Origin of the sequence: Ewingella sp. S1.OA.A_B6, from assembly GCF_049889095.1 — a bacterium.
Taxonomy (GTDB): domain Bacteria; phylum Pseudomonadota; class Gammaproteobacteria; order Enterobacterales; family Enterobacteriaceae; genus Ewingella.
The window spans coordinates 563,511-582,377 of sequence record NZ_JBLJFK010000001.1 but is presented as its reverse complement, the minus strand read 5'-3'; the positions used below and the strand labels follow the sequence as shown (position 1 = coordinate 582,377).

Below are 18,867 nucleotides of genomic sequence, written 5' to 3'. Positions count from 1 at the left end.
ATTTTTCCTTACGCCGCAGCTTGCAGGCGGAACTGGTTGAGGAGAGCGAACACGCGCAGCTGGTTGATCAGGACACCGTCCCACAACACATCAACACGGTTCGGATTCGTGGTGCTTTTCGTCACCACCAAACCGGCAGCGAAGGCTTTGGAATCCTGTACATAGCCGTTGTATTCCAGTTGGGTGTACTGGGCGATGAGCTCGGCGCGGATAATGTTCGGCGTCACAATGGCTGAGCCTGGTGCAAATCGAGTGCCGTCGGCGGCCAGCTTCATGCGGGCAAACTTTGATGTGACCTGCGTTCTGATAAAGCGTGTCACGAACATCAGCAGGAACAGCGTTTCAACCTGCAGATAGCTGTCATCTGCGTCACCGTATTTGTTGGTCTGGTACGTGGTGATTAGATTCTCAACCTGCACCGTGTTGTCATCGGCTACGGTAAACGTCGAGATCCCGCTGTAAAGAAGGTTGTTACGTTCCGTCAGTTCAAAGCGTGAAGCTAAAGACGGTGCCAAGACGCCGCTGATGGCCAGGGTTTGCAGCGGACGGCCGGGATCGTTACGCAAACTTCCCGCAACCGCACCGGTGATAGCCGCCGCCCAAACATACGCCGGAGTCGGTGAGTCATAGACGCCGAGCAGCGTGGCATGCTGATCGTTTCGGGCTTCCCCGACCGTGGTCAGTTGGCCGTACGTACCTGACGCCGCACCGAAGACATGGCCATAAAGCTGCTGCGCGTAGCTCCAGCGACCGGTGCTGTCGGAAAGCAACCCTTTAAGCGCATCGAGAGACGTCGTATCCGTATAGGGCGTGACGATGAAGTCAAAAGTGCGATCGCCCAGATTTGCCAGAGCCGTCGTCAAGTCAGGTGCGCCCGCGCCACCGGTCATGGCGGTGATAGCAATACCAAGCCCGGCAGGTGTACTTTCGCCACCCGCACTGCCCTGATAATTAAGACGCAAATCAATGTCGTTGCCGTGCGCCCCTTTATTTTTGGCCGTCAGTGTTACCACGCCCACTGTGGCGGCGGCCATGACGGACAGTGATGTTTTCGCCGCAATTGCCGCCACCAATGATGCGGCCATGACCGTCACTGAATCCGTACTCAGCACAGTGGCCTGTACCCGCTGTCCGGCGATATACAATGAGATCACGCCGTTTTCAGTTGGCGCAGTTGTCAGGGTAACCGTACCGGTCGCTGCCGTCTGGGCAACACCGTCAGCTAGCGGGAGTAAGTAGATTTCACCTGCCACGTCGTTCGCCAGATACGCGACCATCTGGTTGTGGAGCATTGAGCCTGCACCGTAAATCCCGGCCGTATTAGACGCTGAGGATTCAATAACCGGAACATTGAGCTGCACGCCTGCGCTTGTCAGCGCCTGACCGATGATCAGTGTGCGCTGTGTTGCGGTCGCAGTGTTCGCCTGAGAATTATCAAACTCTGCAAAGAAAAGCGGCGTGCGGAGATTGGAAGGGATATTTTTGAAATCCATTAGCGGGCACTCCCCGTATCAGTTGCAGCGGTAGATTTATCGCTGTCAGTGTTGGTATCCGTCACTTTTGCCGGGGACACAGGCTTACCCTGCGGCATGGCATCAGCATTTACGACGTCACCGTCGCGTAGCCGGCGATCCCAGAAGGTGCTTTTCTGCACTTCTGCTCCTTCTTCGGGCAATAGGGTGCCTTTAACCGGATCGCGCACTGTGCGCCCGGCGGTCGGTTTTAAAAACATGGGTGACTCCAGGGTGTTATTGAGGCAAGTCGATGGTCACGAGAACTTCAGGTGTACCGTCCGGCTCTACAATGGTGACGTCGACCCCCTCTAGTGGGGTGGTTTCAATGGGGTAAAATTCTTCCGGCCCCTGGTAATACTCGATATCTAGTTCCATCAGTAACTGAGCGGTATGACCCTCGCCGCCTGCATTAACATCGATGGTAGAACGGACCTGCAGAAACTGCTGAGTCTGGCGCGTGAGGTCATAACTATTGATCACTGCACGCTCAATCTGTTCGCGCAGCTGCTCGAGCGCCACTTCAGCTTTTACTGCACCGTTATCCTGATCAACCTCGTCGAGCTCCTGCAGACGGCCTGTAATACGCACCGTCGTTACCGTCGTAAATTGCGGTACGTTCCGCCCAAGGGAGTTTTTCAGATCAAAGGGGGTTTGCACGAGAATAACCGGATACATGTCTTCCGACGTTGGCCAATCCCTGGGTGAATAAACGCGCTCAGCGGCATCCGTCTTACCGGTCAGCGCGCTAATAACGAGCAGTCTTACTCCTGCAGCATTCATACCTTCACCCTGTTAAGAATGAGCTTTGAGCCACCGTGGCTGTCAGGTTGGATATCAGAAATGGTAAACAAGGTGTTCACCGTCTGACCGCCGACAATGCTGATAAATACCCGATCCCCCTTCTTTGGTGGAGAGGTGAACTGGCTGTCCAAAACACCAAGGACTGGGGACGTCGTATTTACCGTACTGCCGTCATCCAGTGGCTCAATCTCCTGCGTATAGGCTCGGTCGAAAATCCCACTGATGGTGTATGTCTCACCACCAGCAGGCCGAAAATCAACCGGGTCACCAAATACGCCATGTAATGGACCTAGCAGATGTTGACCCCAATTGATGCTCATTATCAGTCTTCTTCGCTCTCGGATTTAACGACAGGAGGCTCGTCTGATGTGATCGTGGACTGACCGTCAGATTTTATGACGGAGACTTCCTGACCGGACGCCTCTTCCATTTCCAGTTTTACCGCGTCCAGCGTTTTCACGAAGCCAGCAGCAATAAGACGGCTGGCGTCGCCTGGTGACAATTTCACACGGGTGTTCTGCGTGTAACTTTCCCCATCATGACGAACGCTTTTCCCTTTGAGCACCACCACGGTGATCGGTTCTACAGCCTCAGAGGCTGCGTCGGTTGTTTTCTCTTTTGCCATGATCACACCACCTTCGCACAAAGGGCTGCGTTAACCCGGCTTGGGATAACGATGGGGGAAGACTGCATCAGCAGGAAGCGCTGAGCCGGGTCAGGCTGCAGCCAGCTTTTTGGCGCATACGCCATCGGCCCGTAGTTAAAGGCGGGATCGATGATGGCACCAAACGCGCGGGTGCCCATGAGATCCGCACCCGACATAACTACTGAACCGTCTGCGATCATCGGATTTTCGATGCCGGTGTCCGGGTCAATGAACCAGTCGTTGTAAAGCCAGAGCGTGTACTGTCCCCAGTAACCTTTACACACCGCGCCCTTCGCAATCTGCGCGCCCGGATTGATGATGTTGCCGGACGGATTCTGCGCCGGCAGGATAATGGCTCCTTTCAGCGACGTATCCAGCTTGAAAGCACGCCATGAGGCATTGGTGAAGATAATGTCCGTCGCCTGTGCGCCAGATTTCTGCAGGATTAACGCCTGCCATTCTTCAATGTCGTCCGTTGGCTGGGTGTTGGTTGCACCAACCTCAACGCTGGTCGGCCATTTGTCTGAACCGCTGAGTGCGATGGTTAACGACGGGTCGCGACCAAAATCAATGACGGTAGTTGGGAAACCGTCGCCTTTGATGGTGACGGTACCTGTGGCAATCGCGCTGCAACCCATCCACTCGAGGCGACGATTCAAAATATCAATCTGGTCGCTCATCTCGAACTGGATGTTCAGCATTTCACGTTCTGAGGCGGTGTATTCGCCACCAATGCGCTCACCAATTTGGCGACGGATCGGTTTACGCAGGTCAGGAGCGCGCTTGTCTTTGATATAGGCGGGCTTGAACTTGTCGGTCTGGTAACGACGACTTTCTACCAACTTACCTTCGACCAGTGGTGAACAGAACGGCGCCATGCGGCGCAGACCGATATCTACGTCAATCGCCACATACTCATCGTCACTGGTCACGATGTTGGGGAAAAATCGGTCGAGGATGAAGTTTTGAGACGTCATCAGATTGGGCACCAACCCGACCAGCGACACGGTATCGTAAATAGTTTGGGACATGGCTTATTCTCTCTGTGTCCCGACCTGTTGGCCGGGATAAATAAAAGACGCACAACGCCCTGCCCGGTGAAGGGCATGCGAAGAAGGCGATTAAATTAAAACGGGTGTTTAGCTGGCAGGTGCCTGAACGCTGTCGCGCAGGAAGATACCAAACGGACGGAGCGCAGGTTTGAGCGTAGCGAGCGTCCAGCTAGGATCGAAGGTGATGCGGTTCTTGTTGATCTCGGCCATCAGATAAACACCCGCTAACGTGTCGGCCGCAGTGGCATTCACATCATCGGCCAGGATGGCTTGCGGAACCTGACTGCCGTCGTTCGCCGTCGCCACGCTCAGGGTGTATTTCCCGGAGGCGGTGATCATACCCAGTACGGTACCGCGCTTATAGGTTGCCGTAGAACCGGTCAGGATGGTCACCGTATCTGATACCACCTGCAGAGGACCGGACAACAACTGATCCGGGACGAAAGTGTCATGCTGCACGCCTGGTACCCAGGCATTTTGCCCTACTTGAGTCACATCCATTATTTTTTACCCTTTGCCTGGTTATAGAGAGCAGCAGCACGAGATACCACTGAATTTGCATTACCTGACGTACCAGTATCCGCATTGCCCAACTGGTGGTTTTCAACCTTGGACATGCGCTCATCAAGTGACTGGCGGCGAGACTGCTGCTGCACCTGCATCGGACCAGAACTTGCCATGACACGGACAGCGGCCGCAGAACTCATACCGGTTGTGATCGCCAGAGATACCGCTAATGGCCCTTTCCCCGCGGCATATTTGCTGCCGAGAATGCGGGAGATACGGCTGCGTTCAGCACTGCGGCCTTTTTTAACATCACGATCGTCTTCATCATCGTCACCGTCATCTTCGTCACCTTCGTCAGCATCCGCGTCGTCGTCATCATCTTCCGCACTACGGCCTTTGGCTTTCTTTGACTTTTCCTTGTCCTTATCATCTTCGTCGTCAGAATCATCATCTCCTTCTGCACGCTTAGATTTTTTGGATTTTTCCTTGTCCTTATCATCTTCGTCGTTGTCTTCGTCTTCCTCCGCACGACGGCCTTTCGCCTTTTTAGACTTTTCTTTCTCGTCTTCATCGTCTTCTGACGCGTTAGCGGAAAAACCGAACAGGTGCGCAAAACCTCGAATTTTCTTTGACATCTTTACTCTCCAACTAATTGTAATAAATCGCGGAATGCCGCATCCGGTGATGACACCTGATCGGCCAGCCCCAGTTGCACACCGTCGACGCCAAGGAAACAGGCGGCTTCGGTATCACGGACGGTTCTTTCTGCTATCCCGCGATTGCGGGAGACGGTACTCACGAACAGGCGCCCCATTTCGTCAATATCTGACTGAATGGCTTTCCGCGCCGTATCGCTTAATGGCTCATACGGATTGGACTCAGCCTTGCGATCCCCGTAGGTGATGATCGTGACCTGCAGGCCATCACTTTTAATCTTTTGTGACCAATCAACGTGCATCACGATGACGCCCACTGATCCGACTCCACCAGTACGCGGAACAATGATTTTGTCCGCGGCACTTGCCAGCGCATAGGCAGCTGAGTAAGCGCTTTCCGACAAGATGGCCCAGATGGGTTTGCTGCCGCGTGAGGCATAAATGACGTCGGCCAGATCAAAACATCCAGCCACTTCGCCCCCCGGTGAGTCGATATCAAGGCAAATAGCTTTAACGTCGCTGTCGTTAAGCGCCTGGAGGAAGCACGCTCGAATGCCGTCATAGCCGGTCATGCCGCTGTAGGGTCGCAGCGTGCCCAGCTTCTGCACCAGCGTGCCCTGAATCGGGATCACCGCAACCCCCTCTACCACGTCATAGCCCGTATCACGGGCCTGTCGGGTAAATGCGCTGTCATCGTCGTCTTCCCAGTCAGACATTGACTGAATGCGCGTCAGGCCGAAACGGTCAGTCAGCGCCGCCATAACCACTTCAGCTTTGCGGGGATGTAATGCCAGCGGCGTATTAAACATACGCTGCGCTAAATGGGGTAAATTCACTGTGCCTCCGGATCTTTAATTGTTTGAGGGGCAAAGGTGTCAGCCTGCGCCCATGAAGGCACCGGCAAGCCGCGCTCTTTGAATGCTTCGACTTCGCGCGCCCGCTGATCGAGAAGCTCTTCCCAGTCTTCGCCGACATTTTCTGACACTTCCATTTCCAGCGTAGACATGCCGGAATCCATGCCGAGGATCGCGCCTTTCTTCTCTGCAACAGGGTCAACCCAGCCGCGACCCGGCCCCATCCACTGCGCACGGCAATAAGCCGCTTTGGCCGCCAAAAACTCCGGCGCACCGGCAGGGAGTGGAACCTCGCCGAGATCGTGTAATTCTTCGATAAAACTGCTGAAGATGGGTTGAGCAAAACCACTGGCAAAATCATCGCGCCGACGGGTCAAAGTCTTCCACGCTTCCAGCATCGCAGAACGGGCTGAACTGTAGTTCACATCGGACCAGTCTTGTGTCAGCTGCTGTGTGGAAATCCCCAGCGCCGCCGCCACGTTGCGTAATGTTGCGCTTTCAAATGCGGCAAAGTTGCTTGTCGGGCGGGCCGCATTAACCGTGTCAATTTTTTCACCCGGTGCAAGGATCGGCATCCGTGCACCACTCTGCAGAGAAATGCGCTTATCATCATGAAAACTGGTTCGCATATCCTGGTAATCGAGTACGTCATCTGTTTGAAGAGAATCTGCAAACAAACCTGGGTCGTAAGGTGAGGTAATGTAGGCCCCAAATACGGCATTTAAGATCGATGACTCAAGTTCAACTTCATCGTATTTAATCAGCATTTTAAGGCGCTGGACGATGGGGGTGAAGATGCTGGTACCGCGATGTTGCCCTGCTCGGTCGCTGTCGAAATCATGCACAACGATTGGCCGGCCCCAGGCGGTTTCACGCTTGACGCGTTCCCAAGTCATCGTTTTTTCGGCGCTCCACCAGTCGCCCATATGGGCTTTGCGGATGTGATACGCCAGCGGCACGCCGTCGTCGTCAATTTCTACGCCGCCACGAATGTTAAGCATGTCAAAAACTTGCTGTGGGTTGCTCAGGCGATCCGGATCAATGATTTGTATCGTGGTCGCATAACGGGCCCGTCCATGTCCAAGCCGGTCAGTCCGGTATTGCAGAACAGCCAGCGCATCACCATCCACCAGCTTGTGACGGAAAGCCAGACGGAGCATCTGGGACACCGTTTTTTTCCGTTCAACATCGCAGTAACAGTTCGGGTCTTTCGCCCATGTACGCCAGGCGGCCTCAACGGCCCGGCCGTATTCGTCGGCCCATTTAGCGTCAAAAGCTTTCAGGCCGGTTTGCAGTGCAAGCGCGCGGTAATCCACTTTTGCGATCGGGCGGAAGTTTGCACCGACTGCATTATCTAAAATGCGTGTGACACTCCCAGATGCCCACCCATCATTGCGAGCCATGTCGCGGACGCGGGAAACGATGCGGTCGCGGTAGATATTGACTTCGTTATCAGGCGACCAAAGCGCGGGCTGCCAGTTGGCCATGGCATCACTGAAGGAATCAGCCGCGTCATAGGGAACGCGACCCGACCCATTTAGCATTGATGCCTTTCTGTTCGATGGGGGTAACGGGCGACCATTCAGCCCGAGAATTCTGACCTCTCCACTTTTCATCAATACCGAAACCTTAACGTCACGCGCGGACGTCTAACGATGCCTAACTGAGCCTGAAGCAGTTGGATCAACGCGGTGAGTTGACCTATATCCGTCTGCTGATAAGCAACTGACCGGGTGCCATCACCCTGCGTGTAAGAGAAAGAAACCCCTTTTGCACCAGTCGATAGCTCAAGATAGGCCTGCTGCGCGCTGGTCAGTGCGGCCTGTAATTGGTCACGCGTCATCGCACCAGCTAATAAGCTGGAGTTGGGATTAAACATAGGGATCCTTAAGCGAGGCGCTTATGCAAAGGTTTGCGCTGAGGTTTCTCAGGTTCTGAGATAATGACGCCCGGCAGGCGCAGATTTTGTTTATATTCGGGATCAACAGGAGGTGGCAACAGCTTGCCGGCATCCGCCGTAATACTGTCTGCCAGACCGTTTAGTTTAAGGCCCATATACATCAGACCGCACAGTGCGCCATACGAATAGACCCGACAGTCCAGGGCTTCGTTTGCCCTGCCCGGTAACTGTTCCCAAACGCGGTACCGCTGCCCACCGGCCGTTTTTGTCACCGAACGCTCAGCCAGTAATTGTCCGAAGTAGTTGAGGTCACGATCCGCTGGATAGTGCATAAAACCCGCAGAGGCAATGCCGGCTTCCGGCGGCTCAATATGCAACCGGGCGCGGACTGAATCCTTTGCGGCATTAACGCCGAGGATGATGGGCCTGAACTGCGCCTTGCTACGTGAGGTTGGTTTCTTTGTCGGCCACACAGGCGAGCGCTTCCCCCCTCGAGCAGATTCCCCTTTGATTGCCCAAACACGACGCCCCAGCCGTTCTTTGGCAAACTCATACACCTTTTGCGTATGATGCCCGCCGGAGTCCATGCAGGCAGCCATTACTGTAAAGCCCCGCCCGTCGGCGCGCCGCCAGATCTGTTTAAGATAAGCATCGAGCCTTTTCCAGGGTTCATCCGTTTCAAGGTCACCCTCGATCACGTCATAGGCTATCGACCAGCTTTCTTCATAGCGGCCCCAGCCCACCACCTCTATTTCAAATCGACCATCTTGCGTATCGATACCGGCAGTGATAGCGGCCACACCATCTGGTACCTCCGCTGCATAGACCTCACAGCGCTCAATGAGTTTTCGTTCACTCAGCGCTTTTTCACCACGGTCCTCATAGACTTCCCCCAGCACCAGGTTGATAAACGTCTGCCGCATCAGCGCATCGTCTTTGACCCTTAACCATTCGGCCACCAGATATTTCCACGCGGCATTGGGGAAAAGGCTATAACCCGCCCAGATATGAAAACCAGCATGCCCCTTGAAAGGTCTGGTCGCTCGCCACTCACCGCGTTTCACCATCACCGACAGATCGTTATGATGGATCACACAGCCTGTATGTCGACACACGTAATAGGCCGTTTCCGGCAAACCGTTACCCTCTTCGTCCTTCTCCCATTTAATGCCATAAGGCGTATCCGGGCCACCCCACTCAAGAACCTGAAATTCAGCACAATGTGGGCAGGGAACGTAAAAACGTCGCTGGTCACTTTCGCCATACGCTTTCTCAATACGCGAAATGCCTTTCACGGTGGGGGTGGAGCCCAGCACAATCTTGCGGTTCCAGAATGTTTCGGAACGCTTGATACCCAGGGCGATCTGGTCGCCCTCGGTACCAGCACCGCCGGATGGATAACCATCGACTTCATCAAATAAAATGACACGACAGGTGATACGGCGGAAACCGCCAGGGCTATTCGCCCCAACCAACGTGAGGTTTGCCCCATTGAGAAACTGTTTTTTGAGAATGGTTTGATTGCTGTCCTTTGCTTTACTATCCCCGGCAATCGCCGCCAGTACCGGTGTATCACGCAGCATGGGGGCAATTTCTGTTTTACTGTAATCCTCGGCATCTTCAACGCGGGGCTGAACAACCAGGATAGGGGATGGGTCGTGCTGAAGGTAATAACCAACAACATGATCGAGAATTTTGGTATAGCCCACGCGGGCTGATTTCATCACTGAAACCTGAGTCACCAACGGGTCGGTGATGGCGTCCATCATGCCATCCTGATATCCAAAGGAGCGGAATCGACCAGTCTGTGCGCTGGTTTCTTTTGACAGTACGGCGTAAGTATTCGCCCACTGACTCAAAGAAAGCGGTTCTGGTGGAGCAATATCAGTGCGACGCTGTTTTAGTTCACGAACAAAGTTGCCCCATGCTGTGGAATTAGTCGGCACCCCGTTTGTTATCTGCATCAAGGCTCAATTCCTCCATTGCCTCATGAACCACCTCCTGCAGTGCCGACACGAATTCCGCATCACTGGTGGTTGAGGCAAGCACCCGCAGGCGAGGTCCATGTTCAGGAGCAATCGCAATAAGACGGGTGCGCATGCGGGAATATTCCTGCCCAACGGCGGAGATCATATCTTTGTAGGGCAGCACCTGGCCTGACTTGATCTCGAACTCAAGCTGAGTTAGTAACGCCAGAAAGTTTTCTTTCAGCGTTCTGGCCTCGTCGAGTGTCATTGTGGCGCCACTGTCAGCGATCATGCGCTCTACAACTTTCGTCGGTGAATCTTCCGGATCACTCGCAGGTTTGTTACCCAAGTTGTTACCCTTGGACTTGTTACCTGCTTTGTTACCCTGTTTGTTACCTACCGCACTTTTATCGTTTTTTTTCTCTGCACGGGTAACAGTTTTTCGGTAGCGATCAATGTTGGCATTTGATGCTTCAACATTGATGTCATCACCATCAAGAATCAGCCAGCCACGGGCCTTCCAGGTGGTAGCCGTCTTTCGACTGACGCCATGAAGTTTTGCAAAATCTGACTGATTCATCTGTTACCTCAGTTGTTACCTGTTACCCAAATTTCAAAATTTCATAGCTAGACGCAGAACGCGGCGCGCAATGCCCGTGCAATAGAAAGGACCGGGGAAGGACCCATTTTTTTATTGATAACTATTCTCAACTGATTGCCTGCATTGCTCTTTCGATCGCCTGCAGATGTTCTTCCCTTAGTCGCTTATACTGAAAGCGAAACCGTCGCAGTGGAGATATGCAACTAGAATACCCGATAGGCAGCCATACCGGTGCGTTCAGATCAATTATATCCGCAACTTTTAGATGGTTGTTGTTCCCTGTTTTAGCAGGGATATACATACAGGACTCGAGGATAATTTTACCGGGATAGGATTCAGAATCTCGGTATAACCTCATCTTTAATTTGCTATTAATCACTTTATCTTCCCCTTATTTAGCTGTCTTCAATGCCTCATCGATCGCCTTGCTGATAGCGCCAGGCATCAGACCTGCGGCCATCTTCTCGGCCCTCTCCATGTAACCAAGTGTGGGTTTAACGGGCAGTGCATCCCCGAACCTGATTAGCAGCTTAGGCATGGGGTTCTTATCGCGGGCACGCCGTGTGCCATTGGCTGACCGCTTCTGGCGCTTCTTACCTTTACGTCCCTTCTTCGGCTTAACCCGCTGCCATACGCCGTTGATGCCATCAACATCACCAATGAAGACGTTTGACTTAGCTTTGAGTTGGGAGAGTTTATTGCGTGACAGGTTGCCGTACTTGTTCAGCTTAATGTCTTTGGGGTTAAGCAGCGCCTGGCCATTGAGCTTGTGCACACCGCCAAACTCGAACGGTTCGAGATAACCGGCAGCAATGTCACGAACATAAACTTTCGCTGTCAGGCTATCCCTGCGTGCCCCAATAGAGCCCACGGAATTAACCGTAAATGGTGTGGGATTTTCCAGTTTGCGCTGAAAGGCTATTTTCTCCGCCGCTGCTATTTTCCTCGCCACACTGGTTAAGGCCTGCGACGCTGCGTATGGGATTTGTTTTTTAAGCGATTGGAGTTGTAATGAAAGCTCTTTTAATCCGACCATCGCCATTCCTCATAATGAAGCCGTCAGATATTTAATTCTGTTTATTTTTAAATTCCCTTCAAGTTTTTATGTTATTTGCCGATGAAAGTAAAAAATACCCAAAAGGATAAGTATGAATTTAACTAATGCATTTTTTATTTTATCAATAACGCTGTGTTTCGTTGCGCTCTACTTAGTCAAAACTTTCACCTACAAGATGAATCTATACTCCGTGTCACCCAAATTGATAGGGCCACCAACACTTCATATGCGATTCAAAAAATGTCCAATAGGACCTGGTGCATATAAAGAAATGTACTCAGACCTTTGTGCATCTCTGATTGACTTACAGAGCAAGGGATACGATAAAATCTCATTCAAATCCCATCTGATCCGCAGAGGAGGGGTGAAAGAACTTTTAAAATTTATTGAGGAAAACGCAATGTTTTGTGAAAAACTGATTTTTCAAAAAACACCGCTGTACCATAGAATATCGAACAAACGATTAATGCTTGTACATAAAAATACTAAAATTAAGGTACATCATGAATCTGCGTACATGACGATCAGGTTATCTAAGGCATGAACTTATGTAAGGGTGCATAAAAAACCGCCCGTAGGCGGCTTAGCTTTATCAGAAAGATTTGGCCTTATTGTCCAATCTCCAGCGATGAAGTTCATCAAAAGGAACCCATTCAGTAGCCACAATGTTTATTTTTCCTTGACATGCTTTACTTACAGACTCTGCTGTAACTAAGCTAGGCCAAAGCATCCAAACTACTGTCTCTGCTCCCACATGAGAAGGTATCTTTGAGGTTCGGCTTATTGTGATTCCCTGGATATCGAATGGTGCTGTTTTCTTGAGCTGTTTAGCAAAGGCATCGCCAAGTGCGCTGAGGACATGGCCATTTTCCAAATGCTGGATGTTAGGAACAATAACTAAGATTTCTCCACCAATTTCCTTAGCAAGTTGATGGGACATTGCAAGGCCTTTTTTTACAGCAAGGTCACGATTTTGGACTGTATCCTCGCCGTTTATAACGGAGTGTGTAACAAAGCACGGCATATCAAATTCCTTGTATATTATTGAATACACAGGTTACCGTGTTAGCAACGCTCAAAACAGCGTAATCCCTTATTTTTTAGAGGGACTTCAAAAATTAATTGTTTATATGATTTTTTATCTTTCTGATCCTCGATTTGTCTATATTTCACTGCCCCGCAAGTATCACACCTAGCTGTTTAAGGTGATCCGGCTTGGCCTGAATACGCTTATTGAGCTCGGCTAATTCGTGAGGGCGAATAGCATTGACAAATTCATTGTCCTGATACTGCGACTGAACCGTTACCTCTAACCCGCCGCCAGCAGCAACAATGTCTTGCTCACGCTTAAGTTCGCCTATCTTCTGCAACAAACCGTGCGCCTGGCTTAAATTCTTAACGTCCATCGCTCCACCTATTTGAGTTTGCACTGCTTCACAACATCCGTGATGTAGCCTTGAAGGTATTGGATCACTTGGTCGTCTTTGATGGCGCTGGCTCGGAGATCGAGAACAGCCCGTCCACCAGCGCCAGAGAGTTCGACTTGTGCTGCATCGCCCACGCCGCCGGTACCGGAAGTGCTGTTCCTGATAAGCTGGCTGGTGGCAATGTTTGCGGCGGCGATTTGCACCCGGCGATTACCAGCAGCAACATCAACGCGCAACCTCTCATTCTTAGCAAGTTCATCTGCCATTTCCTTCGTGTGCTTAGCATCCAGCGCAGCAATTGCAATCTGAGCTGCCTCTGCGCGCTTCTTCTGGTTATTCAGGTCAATCACAGCCTGATCGCTTTGTTTCTTCAGCTCTGCTGTGTGCGATTCATTCAACTTGGAAACATCAGCATCCCAGCGTAGCCCTTCAATCCACCAAACCAGCGCGGCGGACATTACGACCGCAACCGCTGTTTTCCAGTAAGCCTTCAACACTTGAGCGAACAACGATGCTCCCATAGTGCGCCTCTCAGTTGCACAATGCTTTTTTGGCTACAACCAAACGTGCACGGCGATCAGCCAGTCCGTTATCGCCGCCGTTTATCTGCTTGGTCAGGCCCGTAAAGTCACCAGAATCAGCAAAACTGTTGCAGTTATTGGCTTTCCAGAACCAGCCCGCCGACCGCGCCGCGTATTCATCTTTCAGCAGCAAGTCCGGATCAGTGATTAGGTCAATGCCCAACGCGCGGCCACAAGCCAAATAGTTATCGAGGAACGTGATTTGTTTCAAACCACGACCTCGGAATTTATAGCCATCACCTGCCGCTTTGTTGCCGTAGCGGCCACCGTAGGCCAGATTGGCGATGGCGCGCTGGCGCTCAATAGGAAGCGGACCTTCGCCATTGCGACGGCCAAGCTGTTCACGCTGTGAAGCCGTGAGTCGGTTACCGAAGATGGAGAGGCCAGCGATCGAATAGTTGAACGACTCGGACAGAGTTTTAAAGCCGCCTGACTCCGTACCTACTTGCGCTATGAATGCTGCCTGACGCACAGTTGTGCAAATATCGGATTCAACCATCGCGGCCACTACATGTGGATACCAGCGCGCGGCTAAGTCGGCGCTCAGTGAAGCCGCCCGTTGAAATTGGTCTTTTGTCATTGCTGATGCCTCAGGACACTGAATAGTTTGGCGACGTTACCGCCGGCGCGAAATACAGCGACGCAGATAATGGCGTTGAGGGCGAACGCCGCCCAATGCGTGTGGTGGTAGTGATCAAACCAGAACCGCAGCGGGACACTGCCGTAAGCTAAAATAAGCAGGTAAGCCAGCCATGCCGCCCAGCGCCGATGAACAGAACCGTTCTTTCGAAAAAAGCAGAGCCGCACAACAACCAGGCTGCACAACACCACGTTCGAGATAACTAGCGGGTCATTTATTACCACTTTGCCCCCTCCACCGATCAATCAGTGATGTTGGGTTTTTTGCCCGGTTGCTGGCAAACGTCAGCAGTTGCACCGCCAGTGCGGAGATGATCACCGCTCCCAGGGCATCCAATGGTTTATCAGGGTAACTGAGCCAGGCCGCCAATTTAGCGCCAGCAACACCGGCACCGAGCAAGCCACACATGAATGAAACACCGAAGTACGAGATGCGCCGCCATGCTGACAAATCAACAGCTGACGTGACATAGAAGACAGCGCCAGCAAACGCGCCAAACACTACGCCATAATCCAGACCGGTAAACCAGCCGAACAGGCCAACCGTGGCGAGTGCAGTTGAAGCCGCTGTAGCTGATACCGGCTCAGACATTGATAAACCCCTTATCGCTGTTGTTGTCCTCCGTCAAATTGAGGGCATAAAAAAACCACTTCAGTGGTTTGATAATGAATAAGTGTAATTTTTGTGATAAATAACGGTCCACAATGCGAAAAATCTTAAAAGGGAATAATATGCATATTAAGTGGATTCTTAGCGCCGCCTTGATTAGCAACGCGTTCGGCGTACAGGCACAAACCCCTCCTGAATATCAAGGATGGACGTACTTTGCGAAAACCGACGTCTCAAATTTTTATTTCAAGAATGGTTCCGGCAGATTCGAAAATGGAATACGAACGTTGTTCATTCAGCAAGTACCAACTGAAAAATCCAGCGACACTGTAGTCGATTACAAAAAAGTAGCTATTTCAGAGAAAGATTGCAAAAACGGCTACGGTTCTGTCTTGCTCTATACGCCATCTGGGAAGTTAACGGACACAGTGGATTATGTAAAAGGTGGAGTTAGTATCGCCTCAGGTCTGGTAGACCATCTTTGTATTCTGGACTTTTCTAAATAATATTTTATCGCCTCTTTTAATAGGGGCTTTACCACACTCTCGCAGTGGCCGCGCTCATGCACTTGAGCCTTGTTTTGGGCTCGTCTTTGCTCGCCTTCAGCAATCAACGGCGCATAGTTGGCTTCTAAACTGCTTTGCCGCCATAATCTTTTTTCATGATCCTAAGCAGCGTGCATACATCCTGTACCTTGCCCCCTCTTGGGGAATCGGGAGCATCATTACTGTTGCATAATCTTTCGCTGGCGGTCTATTTGATGAATGATGCATTGCGTAGCACCCAAATATTTTGTTTAAAACCCGTATAAAGAAGACCTCTGAATAATAATATGTAAGTCTAAGGCCGGGTTTACAGAGATTCATCTAAATTTTCATAATATTAGGGACATTGAAATGACTTATAGAATTCACCGACGAGATGAAATTAATAAAGGAGATTGGTACTTTACTGTTGAGTGTAAAGGATGCGCGCAAGCTATCTATGTATTAGATGATAATTCAAAGGGAGCGATTAAACTTCCTATCATAGATGATGGTACTTTGAGCATACCTTGCATGAAATGCCTTCATGAAGGTATTTATTCCTTTGATGATTTGAAAGGGCAGCAAGCACATGAATCTCGTTCTGCTTCATATCCAGCAAGAACACCAATTTCGAACTCATCAAGAAAACCGATTAAAAAATTCTATCCAGGTGTGCGAGTTACAATGGGTGTCGGTTTTATTGAAGATAGGCCGAAAGCCTCTATGTTAGTAGGGAGAATTGTCACCTCATGGGCGGATATTGAAATTCAATATGCGCGCTTACTCGCTGAACTTATGCAAACTAATGTTCCAGCAGTTTTAGCTGTGTTTAGCACTTTAAGAACAAGTCAAGCTCAGTCAAATGCTGTCACGGCCGTAGGAGAAATTGTCCTAGAAAAAAATGATCTTAAACTTTTACATGCCTACAACAATAGGAAAGCTGCATTAGCTAAAGAACGAAATGACTTAGCTCACGGATGCTTTGGAATATCTGTGGCAATACCTGACCATATCATATGGATATCTCAAGCAGACTTTATTGCATGCAATGCAGCAATTGCGAATGGAGAGGATTTGGATCTTTCTAATAAACAATACGTTTATGAACTTGGCACATTAGAACGCATAGCCCAAGAAATCATTGAGTTTCATCATCAAGTTAGCTTTTATATAGGTTACTTAAGTAGCCGTAGTCGTGGGACTGAAAGCCAAGCATTTAGAAAAACTCGGTATCCTCAGCTTTGCGATCAGCCACATATAAAACAAGAAATACAAAAAATAAACAAAAAAAATAAATTAATTTGAAAAGTCATGCTTAAGCGTATTTTGTAAGCTTTGTGGCTACGTGACCACTCTTAACAGGTTACAAGAGTTTTCGCGTAGCGCACTAGAGTTATTTTACGCAACTTTCGCCACTCGAATTTTCTGGGTGTAAGCGTCCATCTCAAGCACAGCACCGGTCATCGCCAGACAACCATCAACGAATCCTTCAGCCACCTGCAGCTGCTGGCGGATAAGTCCCTCACTTACCTTGTGTATCTTCGCTATTTTCCGTTTCGACAGACCCATACGGTAATGCAACATAATGAGCGTAACCTCTTCCGGTTTGCGTACAGCAGCCAAGCGGCCGACGGCGGCGTCAACGATCAGCCCATCATCGTCACAGCAGGTTTCCACTTTACTGGATTCGGTAGGCAACAGCCCTTTAAACCCTGCTGCGATTGGTGGCCAACTCACGCCGGAATTATCTCGAGCCCAAACACCGTAGCGGGCCAGTACCAGTTGAATATCTCGCATTATTCTCTCCACACTTATTTTTGCCTGCCGGTAGCGATAACACCCATCGCCAGCGCGCTATCGATTGTCTTCAGCACCAATAAAATCTGGTTGCCGTTCTCTTCTTCCCAGCCCTTCGTATTCGCATGTAGTGCGTCATGGCACCGCCTGCACAGCGGGATAACAAACAGGTCATGCGCTTTTGTCGCCATACCGCCCAGCCCGTTTCCGGTTATATGATGCGGATCATCAGCCTGATCACCACAACCGCAACATGGCTGACGCTTTACCCATTGGGTATATTTGGCGCTTTCCCAGCGTCGGCGCTTCGGTCGAAGCATCAATGATTCAGGTGTTTCCGGGTCAACGGCTATATATAAGACGGCTTTAACTGGTTCAGTACGCTCGGCCAGGACTTTAGCTGGTGGATCTTCTGGCACTATGTCGGACTCGCGGCCCACTGACTTAATGGGCTCTGCTGGCTTCCAGCGCAGGGCATGGCGCGCTGCTGAGTCGGGCATCACGTCTATTACCCCAATGGTTACAGCCCACCAGCAGAGTTCAAAGAAACTTAGCTGGTGGCCCTGCGGTAACTTCAATCGGTGCAGCGCCGTATGCACTACCCACATGGCAAGATTCTGGTAAGCCAGCCGGTCAAGCTCAGGCAGGATCATTTGTCCAAGTTTGTGCTCATGATGCCAGCACAGGCGAACGGCGCTGTTGTCGTAGTCCAGTACCCCCAAATTGTTATCATGATAGCCGTCTGGCGCGTTCTTCCACTGACAGCACGGCATAGCTTCCAACCAGCTTTTCATGCCCCAGATACCACCAGCTGCATTGATCACCCGATCATTGGTGAAGAAACCGTGAAGCCGCTGATCGTCCACCAGCGACTGAGTTACTGCGGGGATCTCACCAATCGGAAAATCCTTCAGTTCTTCTGGCACTGTCGAGATCAGCAGTCGTTTATGCGCAAACAATCCCATCAATGCGGTACCAGGCTTGAATATCACAATGCTTGCGTCGCGCTGCGGGTATGGCGTTAATAATGCTCTCACGCGACCTCCTGTTTCTGTCGCAGATAATCAGCCCATAGGCCCGCAATCCACTGCACACCTTTCGGCGTAAATCTTGCCTGACGGAAAGCATGCTGATTGATCTGACTGGTGCCGGTTTTCATCTCAAACCGTCCGGCATCAGTGTGAGTGCTGTATGGCGTGAATTGACCGTCCTGACGGTACACAATCCCTTTATCAAGCAGGAATAAACGAAACTCCGGCTCTTTGGCCTGAAGTAATTTGCAGACCGACCGGAAGCCCATCGAACCTTTTGCAGTGACATACTGATCGACAAATTCTACCTTCGGGGCCGCTAGCGCTAGTTGGCATTCAAGAACCTGCTTCTCTTCGGCCAGATCTGCCGCCAACCGCAAAGCCTCTGGTAACGACTGAGGGACCACGCTCTTTGCTTCCAGTTCTTGCCACCGGTCAATAACTGCGGCGGTGAACTGAGGTGATAGCTGCGCCACCAGCACCAGCGAATCACGCTTATTGAACCAGTATTCCTGATATTCCTGACCGTTCTGTTCATGCAGATAGGGGGTGTGCGCCAATGGCGCGCTTAAAACTTCACCAATTACCAGCCTTTCCGCCGACCGCTTCACGTCGCTGTGCTTGCTCTGCACCAGCTTCGCAATTTCACGGCTCGACATCGTTACCACTTTTCCTGACAGCAAACTGTTCGACATAAATA

General features: G+C 51.0%; 25 protein-coding genes. 2 read left to right on the top strand and 23 right to left on the bottom strand.

Annotated elements, in window-relative coordinates:
- Positions 1–8: 8 nt before the first annotated feature.
- From ACMV8I_RS02775 to ACMV8I_RS02680, 20 genes are all read right to left on the bottom strand, one after another.
- On the bottom strand, positions 9–1,493 hold the full coding sequence (locus ACMV8I_RS02775; RefSeq protein WP_498863687.1) for a phage tail sheath subtilisin-like domain-containing protein: 1,485 nt from the start codon (positions 1,491–1,493) through the stop codon (positions 9–11).
- On the bottom strand, positions 1,493–1,732 hold the full coding sequence (locus ACMV8I_RS02770) for a DUF2635 domain-containing protein (RefSeq protein ID WP_498863686.1): 240 nt from the start codon (positions 1,730–1,732) through the stop codon (positions 1,493–1,495). Before ACMV8I_RS02770 ends, ACMV8I_RS02775 begins: the two co-directional genes overlap by 1 nt.
- A 16-nt stretch (positions 1,733–1,748) precedes the next feature.
- The gene (locus ACMV8I_RS02765; protein WP_498863685.1) at positions 1,749–2,294 is read right to left on the bottom strand and encodes an ATP-binding protein; all 546 of its coding nucleotides are present in this window, start codon (positions 2,292–2,294) and stop codon (positions 1,749–1,751) included.
- On the bottom strand, positions 2,291–2,635 hold the full coding sequence (locus ACMV8I_RS02760) for a head-tail joining protein (protein WP_498863684.1): 345 nt from the start codon (positions 2,633–2,635) through the stop codon (positions 2,291–2,293). The genes ACMV8I_RS02765 and ACMV8I_RS02760 overlap by 4 nt, the downstream gene beginning before the upstream one ends.
- Before the next feature lie 2 nt (positions 2,636–2,637).
- Positions 2,638–2,940 (bottom strand): hypothetical protein, encoded by a 303-nt coding sequence (locus ACMV8I_RS02755; RefSeq protein WP_498863683.1) that lies wholly within the window; start codon positions 2,938–2,940, stop codon positions 2,638–2,640.
- A 2-nt stretch (positions 2,941–2,942) separates the two neighbouring features.
- Positions 2,943–3,992, bottom strand: a complete 1,050-nt coding sequence (locus ACMV8I_RS02750; protein WP_498863682.1) for a major capsid protein — start codon at positions 3,990–3,992, stop codon at positions 2,943–2,945.
- 108 nt (positions 3,993–4,100) lie between these two features.
- Positions 4,101–4,514, bottom strand: a complete 414-nt coding sequence (locus ACMV8I_RS02745) for a head decoration protein (protein ID WP_498863681.1) — start codon at positions 4,512–4,514, stop codon at positions 4,101–4,103.
- A complete protein-coding gene (locus ACMV8I_RS02740) occupies positions 4,514–5,155 on the bottom strand; it encodes a DNA primase (protein ID WP_498863680.1) in 642 nt (213 codons plus the stop codon). The genes ACMV8I_RS02745 and ACMV8I_RS02740 overlap by 1 nt, the downstream gene beginning before the upstream one ends.
- A gap of 2 nt (positions 5,156–5,157) precedes the next feature.
- Positions 5,158–6,012, bottom strand: a complete 855-nt coding sequence (locus ACMV8I_RS02735; RefSeq protein WP_498863679.1) for a S49 family peptidase — start codon at positions 6,010–6,012, stop codon at positions 5,158–5,160.
- Positions 6,009–7,646, bottom strand: a complete 1,638-nt coding sequence (locus tag ACMV8I_RS02730; RefSeq protein ID WP_498863678.1) for a phage portal protein — start codon at positions 7,644–7,646, stop codon at positions 6,009–6,011. Before ACMV8I_RS02730 ends, ACMV8I_RS02735 begins: the two co-directional genes overlap by 4 nt.
- A complete protein-coding gene (gene gpW, locus ACMV8I_RS02725) occupies positions 7,646–7,909 on the bottom strand; it encodes a gpW family head-tail joining protein (RefSeq protein WP_498863677.1) in 264 nt (87 codons plus the stop codon). Before gpW ends, ACMV8I_RS02730 begins: the two co-directional genes overlap by 1 nt.
- A gap of 8 nt (positions 7,910–7,917) precedes the next feature.
- Positions 7,918–9,894 carry a phage terminase large subunit family protein gene (locus ACMV8I_RS02720; protein WP_498863676.1) on the bottom strand — a complete coding sequence of 659 codons (1,977 nt, stop codon included), beginning with the start codon at positions 9,892–9,894 and terminating at the stop codon, positions 7,918–7,920.
- The gene (locus tag ACMV8I_RS02715) at positions 9,866–10,477 is read right to left on the bottom strand and encodes an RNA polymerase subunit sigma-70 (protein WP_498863675.1); all 612 of its coding nucleotides are present in this window, start codon (positions 10,475–10,477) and stop codon (positions 9,866–9,868) included. The genes ACMV8I_RS02720 and ACMV8I_RS02715 overlap by 29 nt, the downstream gene beginning before the upstream one ends.
- 412 nt (positions 10,478–10,889) lie before the next feature.
- The gene (locus ACMV8I_RS02710) at positions 10,890–11,534 is read right to left on the bottom strand and encodes a hypothetical protein (protein WP_498863674.1); all 645 of its coding nucleotides are present in this window, start codon (positions 11,532–11,534) and stop codon (positions 10,890–10,892) included.
- 613 nt (positions 11,535–12,147) lie between these two features.
- The gene (locus tag ACMV8I_RS02705; protein WP_498863673.1) at positions 12,148–12,579 is read right to left on the bottom strand and encodes a hypothetical protein; all 432 of its coding nucleotides are present in this window, start codon (positions 12,577–12,579) and stop codon (positions 12,148–12,150) included.
- Between the two features lie 145 nt (positions 12,580–12,724).
- Positions 12,725–12,961, bottom strand: a complete 237-nt coding sequence (locus tag ACMV8I_RS02700; protein ID WP_498863672.1) for a hypothetical protein — start codon at positions 12,959–12,961, stop codon at positions 12,725–12,727.
- An 8-nt stretch (positions 12,962–12,969) separates the two neighbouring features.
- Positions 12,970–13,503, bottom strand: a complete 534-nt coding sequence (locus ACMV8I_RS02695) for a lysis system i-spanin subunit Rz (protein ID WP_498863671.1) — start codon at positions 13,501–13,503, stop codon at positions 12,970–12,972.
- Between the two features lie 10 nt (positions 13,504–13,513).
- On the bottom strand, positions 13,514–14,143 hold the full coding sequence (locus ACMV8I_RS02690; RefSeq protein WP_498863670.1) for a glycoside hydrolase family 19 protein: 630 nt from the start codon (positions 14,141–14,143) through the stop codon (positions 13,514–13,516).
- Positions 14,140–14,427 carry a phage holin family protein gene (locus ACMV8I_RS02685; protein WP_498863669.1) on the bottom strand — a complete coding sequence of 96 codons (288 nt, stop codon included), beginning with the start codon at positions 14,425–14,427 and terminating at the stop codon, positions 14,140–14,142. Before ACMV8I_RS02685 ends, ACMV8I_RS02690 begins: the two co-directional genes overlap by 4 nt.
- Positions 14,414–14,794 carry a phage holin family protein gene (locus tag ACMV8I_RS02680; RefSeq protein ID WP_314722365.1) on the bottom strand — a complete coding sequence of 127 codons (381 nt, stop codon included), beginning with the start codon at positions 14,792–14,794 and terminating at the stop codon, positions 14,414–14,416. Before ACMV8I_RS02680 ends, ACMV8I_RS02685 begins: the two co-directional genes overlap by 14 nt.
- Before the next feature lie 140 nt (positions 14,795–14,934).
- Between ACMV8I_RS02680 and ACMV8I_RS02675 the strand changes: the two genes are divergently transcribed.
- Positions 14,935–15,318, top strand: coding sequence for a hypothetical protein (locus ACMV8I_RS02675; protein ID WP_498863668.1), 384 nt, complete (start codon positions 14,935–14,937; stop codon positions 15,316–15,318).
- A 390-nt stretch (positions 15,319–15,708) separates the two neighbouring features.
- Positions 15,709–16,644, top strand: coding sequence for a hypothetical protein (locus tag ACMV8I_RS02670; protein WP_498863667.1), 936 nt, complete (start codon positions 15,709–15,711; stop codon positions 16,642–16,644).
- 93 nt (positions 16,645–16,737) lie between these two features.
- Here ACMV8I_RS02670 and ACMV8I_RS02665 read toward each other — a convergent pair whose 3' ends face one another.
- The 3 genes from ACMV8I_RS02665 to ACMV8I_RS02655 are packed head-to-tail and all read right to left on the bottom strand — an operon-like array spanning position 16,738 to position 18,862.
- Complete coding sequence (locus ACMV8I_RS02665) at positions 16,738–17,136, bottom strand: antiterminator Q family protein (RefSeq protein ID WP_498863666.1); 399 nt, start codon at positions 17,134–17,136, stop codon at positions 16,738–16,740.
- Between the two features lie 14 nt (positions 17,137–17,150).
- The gene (locus tag ACMV8I_RS02660; RefSeq protein ID WP_498863665.1) at positions 17,151–18,173 is read right to left on the bottom strand and encodes a DUF968 domain-containing protein; all 1,023 of its coding nucleotides are present in this window, start codon (positions 18,171–18,173) and stop codon (positions 17,151–17,153) included.
- Positions 18,170–18,862, bottom strand: coding sequence for a phage antirepressor KilAC domain-containing protein (locus ACMV8I_RS02655; RefSeq protein WP_498863664.1), 693 nt, complete (start codon positions 18,860–18,862; stop codon positions 18,170–18,172). Before ACMV8I_RS02655 ends, ACMV8I_RS02660 begins: the two co-directional genes overlap by 4 nt.
- Between the last annotated feature and the right edge of the window lie 5 nt (positions 18,863–18,867).

Bases quoted from the DNA above. Each gene is read 5' to 3' on its own strand.
- ACMV8I_RS02665 (WP_498863666.1), bottom strand. From the start codon at position 17,136: ATGCGAGATATTCAACTGGTACTGGCCCGCTACGGTGTTTGGGCTCGA.
- ACMV8I_RS02775 (WP_498863687.1), bottom strand. From the start codon at position 1,493: ATGGATTTCAAAAATATCCCTTCCAATCTCCGCACGCCGCTTTTCTTT.
- ACMV8I_RS02730 (WP_498863678.1), bottom strand. From the start codon at position 7,646: ATGAAAAGTGGAGAGGTCAGAATTCTCGGGCTGAATGGTCGCCCGTTA.
- ACMV8I_RS02770 (WP_498863686.1), bottom strand. From the start codon at position 1,732: ATGTTTTTAAAACCGACCGCCGGGCGCACAGTGCGCGATCCGGTTAAA.
- ACMV8I_RS02740 (WP_498863680.1), bottom strand. From the start codon at position 5,155: ATGTCAAAGAAAATTCGAGGTTTTGCGCACCTGTTCGGTTTTTCCGCT.
- ACMV8I_RS02690 (WP_498863670.1), bottom strand. From the start codon at position 14,143: ATGACAAAAGACCAATTTCAACGGGCGGCTTCACTGAGCGCCGACTTA.
- ACMV8I_RS02745 (WP_498863681.1), bottom strand. From the start codon at position 4,514: ATGGATGTGACTCAAGTAGGGCAAAATGCCTGGGTACCAGGCGTGCAG.
- ACMV8I_RS02655 (WP_498863664.1), bottom strand. From the start codon at position 18,862: ATGTCGAACAGTTTGCTGTCAGGAAAAGTGGTAACGATGTCGAGCCGT.
- ACMV8I_RS02700 (WP_498863672.1), bottom strand. From the start codon at position 12,961: ATGGACGTTAAGAATTTAAGCCAGGCGCACGGTTTGTTGCAGAAGATA.
- ACMV8I_RS02670 (WP_498863667.1), top strand. From the start codon at position 15,709: ATGACTTATAGAATTCACCGACGAGATGAAATTAATAAAGGAGATTGG.
- gpW (WP_498863677.1), bottom strand. From the start codon at position 7,909: ATGTTTAATCCCAACTCCAGCTTATTAGCTGGTGCGATGACGCGTGAC.
- ACMV8I_RS02680 (WP_314722365.1), bottom strand. From the start codon at position 14,794: ATGTCTGAGCCGGTATCAGCTACAGCGGCTTCAACTGCACTCGCCACG.
- ACMV8I_RS02760 (WP_498863684.1), bottom strand. From the start codon at position 2,635: ATGAGCATCAATTGGGGTCAACATCTGCTAGGTCCATTACATGGCGTA.
- ACMV8I_RS02675 (WP_498863668.1), top strand. From the start codon at position 14,935: ATGCATATTAAGTGGATTCTTAGCGCCGCCTTGATTAGCAACGCGTTC.
- ACMV8I_RS02715 (WP_498863675.1), bottom strand. From the start codon at position 10,477: ATGAATCAGTCAGATTTTGCAAAACTTCATGGCGTCAGTCGAAAGACG.
- ACMV8I_RS02705 (WP_498863673.1), bottom strand. From the start codon at position 12,579: ATGCCGTGCTTTGTTACACACTCCGTTATAAACGGCGAGGATACAGTC.
- ACMV8I_RS02755 (WP_498863683.1), bottom strand. From the start codon at position 2,940: ATGGCAAAAGAGAAAACAACCGACGCAGCCTCTGAGGCTGTAGAACCG.
- ACMV8I_RS02695 (WP_498863671.1), bottom strand. From the start codon at position 13,503: ATGGGAGCATCGTTGTTCGCTCAAGTGTTGAAGGCTTACTGGAAAACA.
- ACMV8I_RS02720 (WP_498863676.1), bottom strand. From the start codon at position 9,894: ATGCAGATAACAAACGGGGTGCCGACTAATTCCACAGCATGGGGCAAC.
- ACMV8I_RS02765 (WP_498863685.1), bottom strand. From the start codon at position 2,294: ATGAATGCTGCAGGAGTAAGACTGCTCGTTATTAGCGCGCTGACCGGT.
- ACMV8I_RS02710 (WP_498863674.1), bottom strand. From the start codon at position 11,534: ATGGTCGGATTAAAAGAGCTTTCATTACAACTCCAATCGCTTAAAAAA.
- ACMV8I_RS02750 (WP_498863682.1), bottom strand. From the start codon at position 3,992: ATGTCCCAAACTATTTACGATACCGTGTCGCTGGTCGGGTTGGTGCCC.